The sequence below is a fragment of the Streptomyces sp. GbtcB6 genome (assembly GCF_019091475.1).
Classification (GTDB): Bacteria; Actinomycetota; Actinomycetes; order Streptomycetales; family Streptomycetaceae; genus Streptomyces; species Streptomyces hyaluromycini.
Genome location: NZ_JAGXJL010000002.1, coordinates 54,286 through 68,912 on the forward strand (window position 1 = coordinate 54,286; position 14,627 = coordinate 68,912).

Below are 14,627 nucleotides of genomic sequence, written 5' to 3' on the forward strand. Positions count from 1 at the left end.
GATCCGCAGCGGACGGGCGTCGGGCCTGTCCCTCCAGGTCAGGGGCATCATGACGACAATCAGAAACATCGTGCTCGTGCACGGTGGTTTCGTGGACGGTTCGGGCTGGCAGGGGGTGCACGAGCGGTTGACCGCCGACGGCTACCGGGTGGCCGTCGTACAGAATCCGACCCTGTCGCTGGCGGGTGACGTGACCGCCACCCGTCAGGTCCTCGACGGCCTGGACGGTCCCGCCGTCCTGGTCGGCCACTCCTACGGCGGCGCCGTCATCACGGAGGCGGGCCACCATCCCGGTGTCGCCGCGCTCGTCTACATCGCCGCGTTCGCCCCGGACAAGGGCGAGTCGGTCGGCACGTTGGTCGCCGACCCGGCGCCCGGCGCACCGGTTCCGCCGATCCTGCCGCCCGCCGACGGCTTCCTGGCCCTGGACCGGGAGAGGTTCGCGGCGTCCTTCGCCGCCGATCTGCCCGCCGCGCAGGCGGCGTTCATGGCCGACTCGCAGGTCCCCTGGGGCGTCGAGGCGCTCGGCGGCACGGTGTCCGAGCCTGCCTGGCGGACCAGGCCGTCCTGGTATCTCGTCGCCGCCGACGATCGGATGATCCCGCCGCCGGTCCAGCGGAGCATGGCCGAGCGGGCGGGCGCGACCGTCACGGAGACCCCGGGCAGCCACGCCGTCTACGTCTCCCGCCCGGCCTCGGTGGCGGCCGTCATCACCCAGGCCGCCGAGACCGTCTCCGAGCAGCCCTAGGGTCCGCTCAGGCCTGCGTGTCCACGGACAGGTCCCCGGGCAGTTCCTCCCCGGCCGGTGCCTGCGCGGTCTCCGCCGGCTCCCGGGACAGGAACCGTACCGGGATCGGCAGCAGCCACCAGTACTTGGCGAGACCGGGCGAGACGAACGCCAGCGGAACCGACGTGGCGAAGATCAGGGTGTGCAGGACGCTGCGGCGGACCGTCCTCCTCAGCCGCTCCGGCGACGCTTTCGGGGTGGCCAGCGCGGGGACGGCCAGCAGCCGCAGGTACATAGCGCCGAGGAGGGCGAGGGCCAGGGCGATCGCTCCCGCGTAAATCGCCGTCGCCGTGGTCGTGTCGCCGTACTCGCTGAGCAGTTTGGTCGGGAAGGGCAGTGCGGCGACCACGGCCAGGAGCACGAAGTACAGGTAGAGCAGCGGGCGGTCGACGGTGGTGACCTCTTCGAACAGGGCGTGCTGGGACAGCCAGAGCACGCCGATCACGGCGAAGCTCAGCAGATACGCGCCGACGGCCGGCAGCGCCTCCCGGACCGCGTGGGCGACTTCCGAGTTGTGCAGGCCCTCGGGGACGGTGATGTCGAGGGCGAGCAGGGTGATGGCGATGGCGAACACGGCGTCGCCGAGCATCGACAGTCGCTCGGGGCTCACGGCGGTCTCGCTGCGACGCAGTACAAAGGGGCGGGAGTTGCTCATGTGAAGGACACCAGGTGTTCGTCGGCGTACGGACGACGCAAGAGGTACCACATGGCGGTGTACGCGCGGAGCGGGAGAGATCCCCTGGTCCGCACTCCTGCCCGTCGGGGAAATCTCCCGCCCCTTCAGGCATCGACGCGCGCGGGACGGCCGTCGGCCGTCCCGCGCCTGTCCGGCCCTGCGGGCCGGAGGTGTCAGCCGATGATGCGGTGGGTGGTCCAGAACGACGTCAGGTCGGTGCTGGTGGCCGCCTGGGCCGCCGCCTTGAACTCGGCGGTGGTCGAGACGCCGTACCAGTGCGCACTGGCGTAGCTCTTCAGGAGGTTGGTCATGGCGGTGTCGCCGATGAGACGGCGCAGGTCGTGCAGGGCGCACTTGCCGTAGCCGTAGACGACGGTGGAGTAGCGGGAGGAGTGGGCGTCCCAGTACGCCATCGAGTTGGTGATGTTCTCCGCCGAGGAGGCCCAGGAGACGCTGTTCCAGCAGTTCGTGCCGGTGCTGCCCAGCGCCAGGTCGGTGGCGTAGTCGGTGAACGCCTCGTCCAGCCAGGGGCTGTTGTACTCGTCGTCGCCGACGATGCCGTACCACCACTGGTGGCCGATCTCGTGGGTGAGCGCGGTGGTGCTGACGAGGTCCAGGACGAAGCCCGGGTACTCCATGCCGCCGAACCAGAAGTTGTTGTCGATGACCGCGTCCAGCTCGCCGTACGGGTAGGCCCCGAAGCGACCGGCGTGCGCGTCGACGGCCGACTTGGCGGTGGTGAGCATCGACTGGGCGCTGGAGGAGCTGATGCCCGACACGGAGTAGATGTTGATCGGGACCCCGCCGGGGGAGGTGCCGGAGATCTTGGTGAACGGCCCGGCCGCCCAGGCGAAGTCACGGACCTTGGAGGCGGTGGCGGTGGTGACGGTACGGCCGCTGGAGCCGGGGGTGTCGGTGGACGTGCCCGTCGCCGGGACCAGGATGCTGGTGGGGTGGTCCAGGGTCACCTTGAAGTCGGCGGCCAGGGAGTAGAAGGACTCGCCGTTGTTGGTGTACGGGTCCAGGTGCCAGCCGGAGCCGTCCTGGACCGCGAGGACGGGCAGGGCGTTGCCGATCATGCTGAAGGAGCCGTCGTAGCCGAAGCGGTCGGCGCCGCTGGGCACGGTGATGCCCAGGTCGAAGCCGACCGTGGTGCTCTGGCCCTGGGCCAGCGGTGTCGGCAGGGCGATCTCAAGCGCCGTGCAGGCGACCGAGAGTGCCCCTGCGGTGCCGCCGGTGACGTTGCTGACCGTGATCGGCGGTGCCGAGCAGGTGCCGTGGTAGTTGTCCCACAGCCGGAGGTAGATCTCGCTGAGCGCGGTCGCGGAGGCGTTGGTGAAGGTCACGCTCTCGTGGCCGGTCCAGCCGGTGCCGGTGGAGTTGCTGGTCAGGCTGACGGTGTACGACGGTGCGGCCGGGGTGCGGGTGGAGTCGCCCGGGGTGGTGGCGGCCGAGGTGTCCAGGGCGACGTCGTCCAGGACGAAGCTGGTCTGGAGGCTGGAGTCCTCGGTGCCGCTGAAGGCGACGGTCACCGTCTGCCCCGCGAACGCGGACACGTCGAACGACTTCTTCACGAACCCGGTGTTCTTGTCCAGGTTGGAGTAGGTCGCCAGCGTGGTGCTGCCGATCTTCGCCGTGAGCTTGTCGTACGCCGTGGACGAGGTCGTCTCGGCGGTGTCGGCGTGCAGCCAGAAGCTGAGCGTCGCGGCGCATCCGGAGGGGATGCTGACGCTCTGCGAGAGCGTGTCGGTGTGGGTGCCGCCGGTGCCGTCCAGCCAGGCGAAGCTGGAGCCGCCGTGGGCGGTCTGGCCGGTGCGGTTGGTGATCACGCTGGTCGAGGACTGGGTCCAGGGTGAAGTGCCGCTCTCGAAACCGCCGTTGGTGACCACCTGGGCGGGGGTGCAGGCCGCCTGCTCGGCGGCCGACGCAGTACTGCCGGGGAGCAGGGCCGCGGCGAGTGCCGCGATGGCCAACGCGCTGGTGGCGAAGGCCTTGTGGGGGGTCGATCTCACACGGAACTCCTTTACGCCGGCCGGGATTCCGGCCTGCTCGGAGGCCGCCCGCCCGGCAGGGGTGTGCCGGGGAGCGGCCATGGGGCATGCGCTACGAGCGAGTGGTGCGAGTCGGAAGCCTGACAGATTTGACCAGCACATGTCACTAAGGGGTTACCCTCGCGTCAGAGGTGGTCCGCACAGCACGGGGTGGGGTTGGGAACCTCGAAGGGGGCCAGCAGGCCGCCCGCCGCCGGGACCAGGGTGAGGGTGAGAACGCCGTCGCGCCACTCGGGGCGCACATGATTCTGGGTCAGTACCTCGGTGGCGGGCGGGAGTTCGGCGCCCGGTGCGCCGAGCACCACCAGGTGCTCGATGGCGGTGCGGTCGAGCAGATCCGCGACGGTGACGGTGCCGGTCAGGTGCGCCACGCCGGGGTAGGCCACGACCCGGCCGGAGACGGGGGGCGCGGCGGCCGCCAGCCGGGCGGTGTCCACCGCGTCGTCCGGGCCGTGGGTGCGGTCGGCCAGGGCGAGGCCGGTGCCCTTCGGCAGCGCCGTGAGCAGCGCCGCCCACACCGCGTCCACGTCCGCTTCCGGGACGGCCAGCGAGACCGTCGTGCCCCGGCGTTCGCCGGTGCGGTACAGGTGGGTGCAGGCGAACACGCCCTCCGGGAGGGCCAGTCGGTCCAGCAGCCGGTGGATCAGGTGGTCGGCCTCGCGCAGGGTCGCCGTACCGGCGTCCACCCCGATGACGGAGCGGACGCCGGACGCGTGGTGCGGGGAGGTCATGCGGGCAGGACCCACATCGGGTTGGAGTAGAACCACAGGTCCTTCCACGGGTCGGCGTCGCCGAGGACGTCGATGGCCGGGCCGGCCGGGTCCACGGCGGCACCGTTGATGCCGACCGCGGAGCGGTTGCCGTCGGTGCCGCGCAGCCGGACGTAGACCGGCTTGTCGAGGCGGCCGAGGGAGTAGGTCAGCTTGACCGAGCCGGTCGCCTTGTTGACCTCGAAGGACTTCACGACCTTGGTGGCGGGCGTGGCGAACGTGTCCTTGTCCGAGACCGCGCCGGTGACATCGCCCTGGATGACGTCGACGCGGGCCAGGCTCGGCACGAACTGCGCCCAGTTGGGGCCGTTGGCGAGGCTGATCTCGATGACGAGGTCCACCCGGCTGCCCTTGCGGACCTGCAGCACCCCGCCCAGGGTGACCGCGCGGGAGCCGGAGCCCAGCTGGGCGTTGAGGCCGCTGATCAGGCCGCCGTGGTCCACCCAGACCCGGCCCGCGCGGATGCCGTCCATGACCGACTTGTAGGAGAACGAGGAGGCACCGACGTGCGTGCGGGAGTACTGGCCGGGCCAGAAGTCGGTGTCGGTGAGGCTGATGCCGGTGCCGTAGACCGGGTCGTTGTAGCGGCCGTTGGCGTTGAAGTCGCTGTTCGGGCCGCGCACGGCGGTGTCGGCGTAGACGTTGTGGGAGTCGGAGTTGGCGGTGATCCACCAGGGCTTGCCCTCGGCGAGCAGGCTGTCCCACAGGCCGCCCACGGTGGCGGTCATCCAGTCGAAGCCGCCCCAGGTGCGGTAGCTCTCCAGCGGGTAGCCGCCGAAGGAGTCGGCGCTCGGGCTGTTGTCGTAGATGCCGCGGGCCGAGCCGGGGCCGTTCGGCTTGGGCAGGCCGCCCGCCTGGTGGCCGGGGGCACCCTCGAAGCCGACGGCGATCGACGGCTGGGCGTCGCGCCAGGCGCGGATCTCGTGCGGGGAGTCGATGCCCTTGCGCGCCGGGTGGTTGGCGAGGAACAGCGCGTCCTTGACCTTGCGGCGCTGCACCTGCTCGGCGAGGAAGTTGAGGCCGGAGATGGCCAGCGCCTCGTTCGCGGGGGTGCTCGCGGAGGCGCCCTTCACCGAGCCGTCGAAGGAGTTCTCGAACTCCTTGAGAACGGCGACCTCGTTCTTGCCGGGGTGGACGAAGACCGTGCCGTGCTCGGCGGCCGGGATGTTCCACTCCAGGCCCTGGAAGACCAGCGTGTCGTCGATCTCGTCGCGCGCGGCGACGATGTCCGGGTTGACCTTCTCGACACCGATCTTGGCGTGGGTCTCGCTGCCGTGGTCGGTGATGACCATCCAGTCCAGGCCGTGCGCGTTGGCCTGCCGGACGTGGTCGATGACCCGGTACTTGGCGTCGGAGCTGTGCTGGGTGTGGATGTGGTGGTCGCCGGCCAGCCACAGATAGCCGCCGGAACGGCCGTTCTGGGAGTGGGCGGAGGAGACCGCGGCGGCGGCCTGGCCCGCACCGGCGAGGACACTGCCCGCCGCGAGGCCGGCGCCCAGCAGGCCGGTGCGGCGCAGCATCGAGCGGCGGGAGAGCTGACCGGGCGTCAGCTCCGCGTCGGGGACGGACAGATCGAGGGCGGGCGGCAGCGACGACGCGGCGTCGCCGTCCCCGTGGTGGTGATGGTGGTGAGGGTGACCGTGGTCGTGGCTGTGACCGTGGCTCATGTTCGGAACTCCCGTGGGCGGCCGGTACGGGGGTGACTCAGGACGTGCAGAGTCTGCGAAGGTCGCGTGAACAACGGGAGTCGAGGTCATGGTGGGGTAAAGAACGACTCATGTGCAGCGCACTACGCTCTTACCCCGGTGGGGAGTTGGCCAAGGAGCCGTAAAGACGGCAGTGCCCGGGCCGGCTCACGAGGAGCCGGCCCGGGCATCAGGGGCCGGGCGGTCAGACCAGGTCGAAGCGGTCCGCGTTGGCGACCTTCGTCCAGGCGGCGACGAAGTCCTTCACGAACTTCTCCTTGGCGTCGTCGCTCGCGTAGACCTCGGCGACGGCGCGCAGTTCGGAGTTGGAGCCGAAGACCAGGTCGGCACGGGTGCCGGTCCACTTGACCGCGCCGCTCGCGTCACGGCCCTCGAAGGTGGACTGGTCCTCGGAGGTCGACTTCCACGTCGTACCGAAGTCGAGCAGGTTGGCGAAGAAGTCGTTCGTCAGCACGCCCGGGGTCTCGGTGAGGACGCCGTGCTTCGAGCCGCCCTGGTTGGCGCCGAGGACGCGCAGACCGCCGACGAGGACGGTCAGCTCGGGGGCGCTCAGGCCGAGCAGGTTGGCGCGGTCGAGGAGCAGGTACTCGGCGGGAAGGCGGTTGCCCTTGCCGAGGTAGTTGCGGAAGCCGTCCGAGGTCGGCTCCAGGGCCGCGAAGGACTCGGCGTCCGTGTGCTCGTCGGTCGCGTCGACACGGCCCGGGGTGAAGGGCACCTCGATGTCGACGCCGCCGTCCTTGGCGGCCTTCTCCACGGCGGCGGCACCGCCGAGGACGATCAGGTCCGCCAGGGAGACCTTCTTGGCGCCGGTGTTGAAGTCCCGCTGGACGCCCTCCAGGACGCGCAGGACCTGGGCGAGCTCGTCGGGGTCGTTGACCTGCCAGCCGCGCTGCGGCTCCAGACGGATGCGGGCACCGTTGGCGCCGCCGCGCTTGTCGCTGCCGCGGAACGTCGAGGCCGACGCCCAGGCGGTGGAGACCAGCTGCGCGACCGTCAGGCCCGAGTCGAGGAGCTTGGCCTTCAGGGCCGTCACGTCGGCGGCGTCGATGGCCTCGCCCTCGGCCTGCGGCAGCGGGTCCTGCCACAGCAGGGTCTCCTCCGGGACCTCCGGGCCGAGGTACAGGGACTTCGGGCCCATGTCACGGTGGGTCAGCTTGTACCAGGCGCGGGCGAAGGCGTCCGCGAGCTGGTCGGGGTTCTCGTGGAAGCGGCGCGAGATCGGCTCGTAGATCGGGTCGAAGCGCAGCGAGAGGTCGGTGGTGAGCATCGTCGGGAGCTTCTTCTTCGACGCGTCGTGCGCGTCGGGGATGATCGCCTCGGCGTCCTTGGCCACCCACTGGTTGGCACCGGCGGGGCTCTGGGTCAGCTCCCACTCGTAGCCGAAGAGGATGCTGAAGAAGTCGTTGCTCCACTGGGTGGGCTTGGTGGTCCAGGTGACCTCCAGGCCGCTGGTGATCGCGTCGCCGCCCTTGCCGGTGCCGTAGGTGCTCTTCCAGCCGAGGCCCTGCTGCTCGATCGGGGCGCCCTCGGGCTCGGCGCCCACGCTCTCCGCGGGGCCGGCGCCGTGGGTCTTGCCGAAGGTGTGGCCACCGGCGATCAGCGCGACGGTCTCCTCGTCGTTCATCGCCATCCGGCGGAACGTCTCACGGATGTCGCGGGCCGCGGCGATCGGGTCCGGGTTGCCGTTGGGGCCCTCCGGGTTGACGTAGATCAGGCCCATCTGGACGGCGCCGAGCGGGTTCTCCAGGTCACGGTCGCCGGTGTAGCGCTGGTCGTCGAGCCAGACCTTCTCGGGACCCCAGTAGACGTCGTCCTCCGGCTCCCAGACGTCCGCGCGGCCGCCGCCGAAGCCGAAGGTCTCGAAGCCCATCGACTCCAGGGCCACGTTGCCGGTGAGGATCATGAGGTCGGCCCAGGAGATGGACTGGCCGTACTTCTTCTTGACCGGCCACAGCAGACGGCGCGCCTTGTCGAGGTTGCCGTTGTCCGGCCAGCTGTTGAGCGGGGCGAAGCGCTGCTGACCGGCGCCGGCGCCGCCGCGGCCGTCGGAGATGCGGTAGGTGCCCGCGCTGTGCCAGGCCATCCGGATCATCAGCGGACCGTAGTTGCCGAAGTCGGCCGGCCACCAGTCCTGCGAGGTGGTGAGCACCTCCGCGATGTCACGTTTCACGGCGGCGAGGTCGAGGTTCTGGAACGCCTCGGCGTAGTCGAAACCCTCGTCGAGCGGGTTGGCGACGGCGGGGTTCTTGGCAAGGATCTTCAGGTTGAGCCCCTCGGGCCACCACTGGCGGTTGCCACCGCCCTGGGTGGGGTGCGGGGCGCGGTCGTGCGCGACCGGGCACTGGCCCGCGGCGTTCTCCTGGGTCTCAGACATGGGGGAAATCCTTCCGGAATGGGCGGATCAACGTACTCAGGAACTACTGGACGTATTCAGGAACTACTGACGGTGGAACAGGCGGAGCACAGGCCCCAGTAGATGACCTCGGCCTCGTCGATCGCGAAGCCGTGGTCCTCCGAAGCGGTCAGGCACGGGGCGTCGCCGACCGCACAGTCGACGTCGGCGACGGCACCGCACGACCGGCACAGGACGTGGTGGTGGTTGTCGCCGACGCGTCCCTCGAAGCGGGCCGGGCTGCCGGCCGGTTCGATACGGCGTATGAGTCCTGCCGTGGTGAGCGCGTGCAGCGCGTCGTACACGGCTTGAAGCGATATGTGGCCTACGCGCTCACGGACGCCCGAGGCGATCGCCTCGACGTCGAGGTGGTCGCCGTGGCGGACGGTCTCCAGCAGCGCGACGCGGGCGGCCGTCACCCGCAGGCCGGCACCGCGCAGCTCAGCGGCGGTCGTCGGGGGCTGGGATGCGGTCATGACGCCAACCTATCCTCATAAACACGAGTGGTTCAAGAAAACAAGCCGCTCAAGTGTGGTGGCGAACCGGCCAACATCCGCCCCACCGGTCCCCCATCGCTCCCCGCCGCACGGCTTTGCCATCTCTTTACAACCCGCCCTGGTGCCGGGTCGTCTCTCCGCTCGATCCGTTACTCAGCCCGCCCCGACCACTGCGGGCCGACGAAAGAGAGCGTCCTCATGCGCCGAACTGTCCTGAGCGCCACGGCACTCGCCTGCACCGCCGTCCTGGCGGGCACCGTGCCCGCGTTCGCCGACGGCACCGCCCCGAGCCCGGTCCCCACCGTGGCGCCGTCCGCCGCCCCCTCGGCGGAACCGTCCGCCGTCCCGTCCGAGGCGCCGTCCGCCGTGCCCAGCCGGGCCGCGGCCCCCGCACCGACGCGGGACTCGCACCAGGTCGCGGCGGTGCCGCAGGGTGCGCCCGACACCGGTGTGGCGGAGCCGTCCTCGGACTCCGGCGCCGAGGGCGCGCTGATCGGCGGAGGTGCGGCGGCCCTGCTCGCCGCGGGCGGGACGGTCTTCGCCGTCCGCCGCCGCCGGGCGACCGGGGCATGACCCCGCTCTCCAGGCGCGCCTTCGTCACCGCCGCGACGGCTTCGCTGCTGGCGGGCTGCGCGGGCCGGGCACCGGACCGCACGGCCCCGGCCGCCCACCGGCGGGTGGCGTCCTCGCCGTCCACGTCGGCGTCCTCGTCCGGGTCCGCCACGCCCGCCGCGCTCGGGCGTTCCGTGCCGGTCCGGCTGCGCATCCCGGCGATCGGGGTCGACACCCCGCTGCTGCGGCTGGGCCTCGCGGCCGACGGCACGGTGCAGGTGCCGCCGGTCACGGCGCACGACCGGGCGGGCTGGTACCGCCGCTCCCCCACCCCGGGACAGACCGGCCCGTCGGTGATCCTCGGCCATGTCACGGTCGGCGCCTACGGGGACGGGGTGTTCCGCCGGCTCGCGGAGCTGCGCCGGGGCGAGCAGGCCGTGGCGCGCCTGGAGAACGGCAGGTCCGCGGTGTTCACCGTCGACGAGGTCCGTACGGTCGCCAAGGCCGCGTTCCCGACGCAGGACGTGTACGGGGACGTGGACCGGCCGGAGCTGCGCCTGATCACCTGCGGCGGTCCGCGCGGCGGCGACGGCTACCTCGACAACGTCATCGTCTTCGCCACGCTGACCGGCACGAAACCCTGACTCGTCAGAACGGATGCGGGACCGGTGGAACGTACGCCACCGGGCCCGCATCCTCCCCGACGAGCGAGCCCCTTCGACCCTGGAGAACGTTGAAACGGTCCCGTGACACGGCGGCCTCCGAGCTCTTCGCCGCCCTGTACCCGCGCCTGGCCGGCTGGTGCCGCCGTCTGGTCGACGACGACGAGACGGCCCACGAGATCGCCTCGGAGGCCTTCACCCGGCTGTGGGCCCGGTGGACGTCGGTGGAGGAGCCGCGCGGCTTCCTCTACGTCACCGCGGCCAATCTCGTCCGGGACCACTGGCGCAAGCTGGAGCGCGAGCGCCGCGCGGTGCGCCGCGCCGGCTCGGAGGCCGCGACCCGCCCGCACACCGAACAGGCGGATCCGTCGGTACGGCTGCTGGTGCAGTCGCTGCCCGAGCGGCTGCGGGTGCCGATCCTGCTGCACTACTACGCTGACATGCCGATCCGGGAGGTGTCCGAGCTGACCGGGCGCAAGGAAGGAACCGTCAAGGCCGATCTGCACGCGGCCCGAGAACTGCTCCGCGGCCATCTGAGGAGAAGCCTTGACCACACGCTTTGACGACGAGCCCGAGTTCGACGGCCCCGACGATCCACTCGCCGTCATCCTGCGGCCGCCCGCCGCGCACCTCGGGCCGCCGCCGGGCCGCTACGAGGAGATCCGCCGGGCCGCGGGCTGCCGCCGGCTCGTCCGCACGGCGGCCGGAGCCGGGGTGACCTGCGCCGTCGCCGCCTGCGTCGCCCTGTCGCTGCATCTGACGGCACCCGCGGCGCCGACCTCCCCACGGCTCCCCCTCGCACCGCCGGCCCACAGCCCCACCGCCCCGCACCACCCCTCGGGATCCCCGGCGCCCGCCACCCCCAGCCCGAGCCCGAGCGTGGGACCCACGCGGCGGGAGACCACCCAGGCTCCCACCCGGGAAGCATCGACGGCCCCGTCGATGATCCCGTCGGCGGTCCGGGGCGCCCCGTCCGAGGACCGGCCCAGCGCGGTCGCCACGGCGGCCGGCCGGTAGCGGCGTCAACGCGACGGCAGTGGGGTCATTCGTCCGTGCCCCCGTGTTTCGACGCCCGGCCCGCGCCCCAAAGGCGCGGGTCAAGACGCCGCTCCGGCGCGTGCGGAGCCTGGCGGGGGCCACGGCCCGGATGGCGGAGGCTGCGCCTCGGCGTTGGTGTGATGTTTCGTACGAGGCCGGAATGAAAGGCGTGGAACGGGCAACGTTCCGTTTCATGCTCCACGCGCGAACCCTCCGGCAGGTGACTCGATGACGACGGCGACCAAGGCCCCTCAGACCGCTCCGGCCGCCGCGCCACCCTCCCGCACCCTGCCGTCCGCCCCCGCCCCTTCGCTGCCCTCCCTGACCGGGCTGAGATGGATGGCCGCACTGCTGGTCTTCGGGCTGCACGTGCACAACTTCCGCTATTTCGGCGGCACCGGCGGCCGCATCGTGACCTGGGGGTTCGAGGCCGGCGCCTCGGGGGTGTCGTTCTTCTTCATCCTCTCCGGGTTCGTCCTGATGTGGTCCGCGCGGCCGGGCGACCGGGCAACGCGCTTCTGGTGGCGGCGCGTCGCCCGGGTCTACCCGGTGCACCTGGTCACCGTCGCCGTCGCGCTGGTCATGGTGTGCACGCTGCCCCGCCAGCCGAGGCCGACCCTGCTGCAGGGCCTGGCCGACGTCTTCCTGGTGCACTCCTGGTGGCGGCCGTGGTGGCAGACGCTGGACCCGGTCAGCTGGTCGCTGGCCTGCGAGGCTTTCTTCTACGCCGCGTTCCCGCTGCTGGCGCTGGTGCTGCGCCGCCTGGGCGGGCGGGGCGCCACGGCGCTGGCCGCGCTGTCCGTGCTGACGGTGCTGGCGCTGGCCTGGACGGACGCGCACCACTGGTGGGCGCAGCCGATCAGTTCCTTCCCGGCCGCCCGGCTGCCGGAGTTCGTGCTGGGCGCGGCCACCGCGCGTCTTGTGCTGCTGGGCCGGTGGCGCGGCCCGGGCCTGGAGGCCTCGCTGGCGCTGGCGGTCATCGGCTACTTCCTGGTCCCGCAGGTCACCGCCGAGTACGCGGCCACCGCCTGCACCATCACGGGCTTCGCACTGCTCATCCCGGCGGCGGCCGTCGCGGACCTGCACGGCCTGCCCTCGCTGTGGCGGCGCCGGCGGCTGGTCCGCCTGGGCGAACTGTCGTTCGCGTTCTACATGGTCCATCTGCTGGTGCTGCGGGCGGGCACCCGTCTGCTCGGCACCCGCCCGCGTTTCGACCCGCTCACCGGGGCGGCCGTCGCCGCCGTCGCGTTCACCGTGTCGCTGGGCCTGTCCTGGCTCCTGTACGAGGGCGTGGAGCGGCCCGCACGACGGCTGTTGCTACGGCGTCCGGCACGGCGGCGGACGGCCTAGCGCCCGACCGGTTACGGGAACTGCGTCACCTTGGAGGGGGTCGTACTGGTCCCCGAGGTCGGTGATCCGGTGGTGTTGACGACGTGGGCGTACTGGCCCATGCCGCCCAGGGAGATCACCAGCAGGTCGTGCATCTTGATGCCCGAACCGGTCGGCACCTGGAAGCCGTTGGACTGGACGATCGTCGGATCGGCCGTGTAGTTGCAGTAGCTTCCCAGGCCCCACGCCTCGTGGGTGGTCACGGTGTCGGCGACCTTGTAGGCCGCGTAGCCGACGACGCCGTCGTGGGTGATGGCGGCGGCGTTCGGGGCGTCGTACGCCTTCTCGTTCTGGAAGAAGATCGTGCGGCCGCGTTCGCCGTTCCAGTAGACGTCGTACTTGTTGAAGTGCTCGACGAACAGGCCGGTGGCGAGGACGTCGTTGCCGTTGACTCTGAGGCCGTAGTCGGCGCGGTTGGTGTCCCAGCCGACGCCGCTGCCGTGGTCGGCGCGCCAGAGCCAGGTGTGGTCGATGATCACGTTGTTGCTGTTGACGACCACGGAGTTGGTGGCGAGGCCGGGTCCGGCGCCGCCGATGCGGACGAACACGTCCTGCATGGAGGTGGGGTTGGCGGAGTGGTCGGCGGTGGAGCCGGGGTCGCCGATCCGCAGCAGGGTGTCGGAGTTGACGGTGCCCGCGTCGATGAGGAACCCGGCGAGCTTGACGCCGTCGACGTCGGCGACGTGCATGGCGTCGACGCCGTTGTCCGGGACCAGGGTGGCGAGGCCGAGGCCGAGGACCACCGTGTTGGCGCGGGTGACGTTGATGGTCTGGTCGAGGTGGTAGATGCCCGGGGTGAAGAGGAGGTTGAGACCCTGGGCGAGGGCCTGGTTGATGGTGGCGGCCGTGGCGCCGGGCTTGACGACGTAGAACTGGTCCAGCGGGATGGAGGTGCCCGCGTTCGCCGGCCAGGAGACGCCCCGGGCGTTGGTGCGCTTGGCCGGGACGAAGACCTTGTAGGTGCTGCCGTCCAGGTAGAGGAACGGCTTCTCGCGCGAGACGGGGGTGGTGTCCAGCGTGGTGTACGGGCCGGTGTCGAAGTTGGTCGCGGGTGCGCCCTCGACTCCGGAGAAGGTCATGTTCCACACGCCGTTGGTCCAGCCGCCGACCGAGCTGTCGCGGGTGTACCACTGCTGCTGGGAGTACGGGCCGACCGTGCCGTCGATCTTGGAGTCGGCGATGTAGCCGCCGGAGGCCCAGCCGTAGCCGTTCGGGGCGAGGTTGAGGCCGCCCTTGACGTGGATCCGACGGAAGGGGGCCGCCTGAGCCACGGCCCAGCGGTCGGTGCCGTTGGACGGCGTGATGGCGAAGTTCTCCGCCGAGCGCCAGAAGTTCTGGGTGGCGTTGCCGTTGAACCAGCCGGCGTCGACCGTGACGTCACCGTTGATCTGGGTGTCGTCGGGGTTGAGCCCGAGCCCGGAGATCGAGGTGTAGAAGCCGATCTGGGCGTTGATGCCGTTGTACGTGCCCGGCTTGAGCAGGAACTGGTAGCGGCCGGTGCCGAACTGGGCCGACTCCTGCTGGGCGAAGACGGAGTCGAACTTCGCCTGGAGGTTCGGCGTGGACGGGTCGACGACGATCACGTTGGGGCCGAGGTCGCCGCCGCCCTGGACCGGGGGCGTGCCGGTGGTGGTTCCGTAGACCTGGAACTCCCAGAGCGAGTAGCCCCACTGGGTGGCGCGGTGCACGCCCAGCATCCGGACGTAGCGGCCCTGCCCGGAGACGGACAGGGTGTCGGTGCCGCCGTCGCCGCCGGTCACGGACTGCAGGTCGGTCCAGTTGCTGCCGTCCGCGGAGATCTGGACCTTGTAGTCCTTGCCGTACGCGGTCTCCCAGTTGAGGACCACCTGGTTGACCTGGGCGGTGGCGCCGAGGTCGACCTGGAGCCACTGGTCGTCGGTGAAGGCGGACGACCAGCGGGTGCCGGTGTTGCCGTCCACCGCGTTCCCGGCGGCGGTCCCGGCGTTCTCCTCGGAGGAGGCGGTGGCGGTCTTGCCCTGGGACAACGGTGTGTCTGCGGCCTGCGCCGCCGGCGCGTGCGCGACGGGGAGGGCAAGCAGCGCTGCCATGGCGGCGAGCGCTACGCCCAAGGATCTCAGTCTCATCA

General features: G+C 71.3%; 13 protein-coding genes. 6 read left to right on the forward strand and 7 right to left on the reverse strand.

Annotated elements, in window-relative coordinates; translation table 11 throughout:
• Nucleotides 1-49: 49 nt before the first annotated feature.
• The gene (locus tag KVT45_RS03205) at nucleotides 50-748 is read left to right on the forward strand and encodes an alpha/beta fold hydrolase (protein ID WP_217544920.1); all 699 of its coding nucleotides are present in this window, start codon (nucleotides 50-52) and stop codon (nucleotides 746-748) included.
• A 7-nt stretch (nucleotides 749-755) separates the two neighbouring features.
• Here the strand turns inward: KVT45_RS03205 and KVT45_RS03210 are convergent, their stop codons facing one another.
• The 6 genes from KVT45_RS03210 to KVT45_RS03235 form a co-directional block, all read right to left on the reverse strand.
• Nucleotides 756-1,442, reverse strand: coding sequence for a TMEM175 family protein (locus tag KVT45_RS03210; protein ID WP_217544921.1), 687 nt, complete (start codon nucleotides 1,440-1,442; stop codon nucleotides 756-758).
• Nucleotides 1,443-1,636: 194 nt separating this feature from the next.
• Nucleotides 1,637-3,475, reverse strand: coding sequence for a M1 family aminopeptidase (locus KVT45_RS03215; RefSeq protein WP_217544922.1), 1,839 nt, complete (start codon nucleotides 3,473-3,475; stop codon nucleotides 1,637-1,639).
• A 164-nt stretch (nucleotides 3,476-3,639) separates the two neighbouring features.
• On the reverse strand, nucleotides 3,640-4,245 hold the full coding sequence (locus KVT45_RS03220; protein ID WP_217544923.1) for a hypothetical protein: 606 nt from the start codon (nucleotides 4,243-4,245) through the stop codon (nucleotides 3,640-3,642).
• Nucleotides 4,242-5,951, reverse strand: a complete 1,710-nt coding sequence (locus tag KVT45_RS03225; RefSeq protein WP_217544924.1) for a PHP domain-containing protein — start codon at nucleotides 5,949-5,951, stop codon at nucleotides 4,242-4,244. The genes KVT45_RS03220 and KVT45_RS03225 overlap by 4 nt, the downstream gene beginning before the upstream one ends.
• A 223-nt stretch (nucleotides 5,952-6,174) precedes the next feature.
• Complete coding sequence (gene katG / locus KVT45_RS03230; RefSeq protein WP_217544925.1) at nucleotides 6,175-8,364, reverse strand: catalase/peroxidase HPI; 2,190 nt, start codon at nucleotides 8,362-8,364, stop codon at nucleotides 6,175-6,177.
• A 56-nt stretch (nucleotides 8,365-8,420) separates the two neighbouring features.
• Entirely contained in the window at nucleotides 8,421-8,858 is a 438-nt protein-coding gene (locus KVT45_RS03235) for a Fur family transcriptional regulator (RefSeq protein ID WP_217544926.1), read from the reverse strand.
• A gap of 219 nt (nucleotides 8,859-9,077) precedes the next feature.
• On the opposite strand from KVT45_RS03235, the gene KVT45_RS03240 reads away from it, so the two are divergent.
• The 5 genes from KVT45_RS03240 (at nucleotide 9,078) to KVT45_RS03260 (ending at nucleotide 12,481) form a co-directional block, all read left to right on the forward strand.
• Complete coding sequence (locus KVT45_RS03240) at nucleotides 9,078-9,452, forward strand: Tat pathway signal sequence domain protein (protein WP_217544927.1); 375 nt, start codon at nucleotides 9,078-9,080, stop codon at nucleotides 9,450-9,452.
• Complete coding sequence (locus KVT45_RS03245; protein WP_217544928.1) at nucleotides 9,449-10,075, forward strand: class F sortase; 627 nt, start codon at nucleotides 9,449-9,451, stop codon at nucleotides 10,073-10,075. The genes KVT45_RS03240 and KVT45_RS03245 overlap by 4 nt, the downstream gene beginning before the upstream one ends.
• An 89-nt stretch (nucleotides 10,076-10,164) precedes the next feature.
• Nucleotides 10,165-10,656, forward strand: coding sequence for an RNA polymerase sigma factor (locus KVT45_RS03250; protein WP_217544929.1), 492 nt, complete (start codon nucleotides 10,165-10,167; stop codon nucleotides 10,654-10,656).
• The gene (locus KVT45_RS03255; protein ID WP_217544930.1) at nucleotides 10,640-11,110 is read left to right on the forward strand and encodes a hypothetical protein; all 471 of its coding nucleotides are present in this window, start codon (nucleotides 10,640-10,642) and stop codon (nucleotides 11,108-11,110) included. The genes KVT45_RS03250 and KVT45_RS03255 overlap by 17 nt, the downstream gene beginning before the upstream one ends.
• A gap of 249 nt (nucleotides 11,111-11,359) precedes the next feature.
• On the forward strand, nucleotides 11,360-12,481 hold the full coding sequence (locus tag KVT45_RS03260) for an acyltransferase (protein WP_217544931.1): 1,122 nt from the start codon (nucleotides 11,360-11,362) through the stop codon (nucleotides 12,479-12,481).
• Between the two features lie 11 nt (nucleotides 12,482-12,492).
• On the opposite strand, the gene KVT45_RS03265 is transcribed toward KVT45_RS03260, so the two are convergent.
• Entirely contained in the window at nucleotides 12,493-14,625 is a 2,133-nt protein-coding gene (locus KVT45_RS03265; RefSeq protein WP_217544932.1) for a discoidin domain-containing protein, read from the reverse strand.
• Nucleotides 14,626-14,627 lie beyond the last annotated feature (2 nt).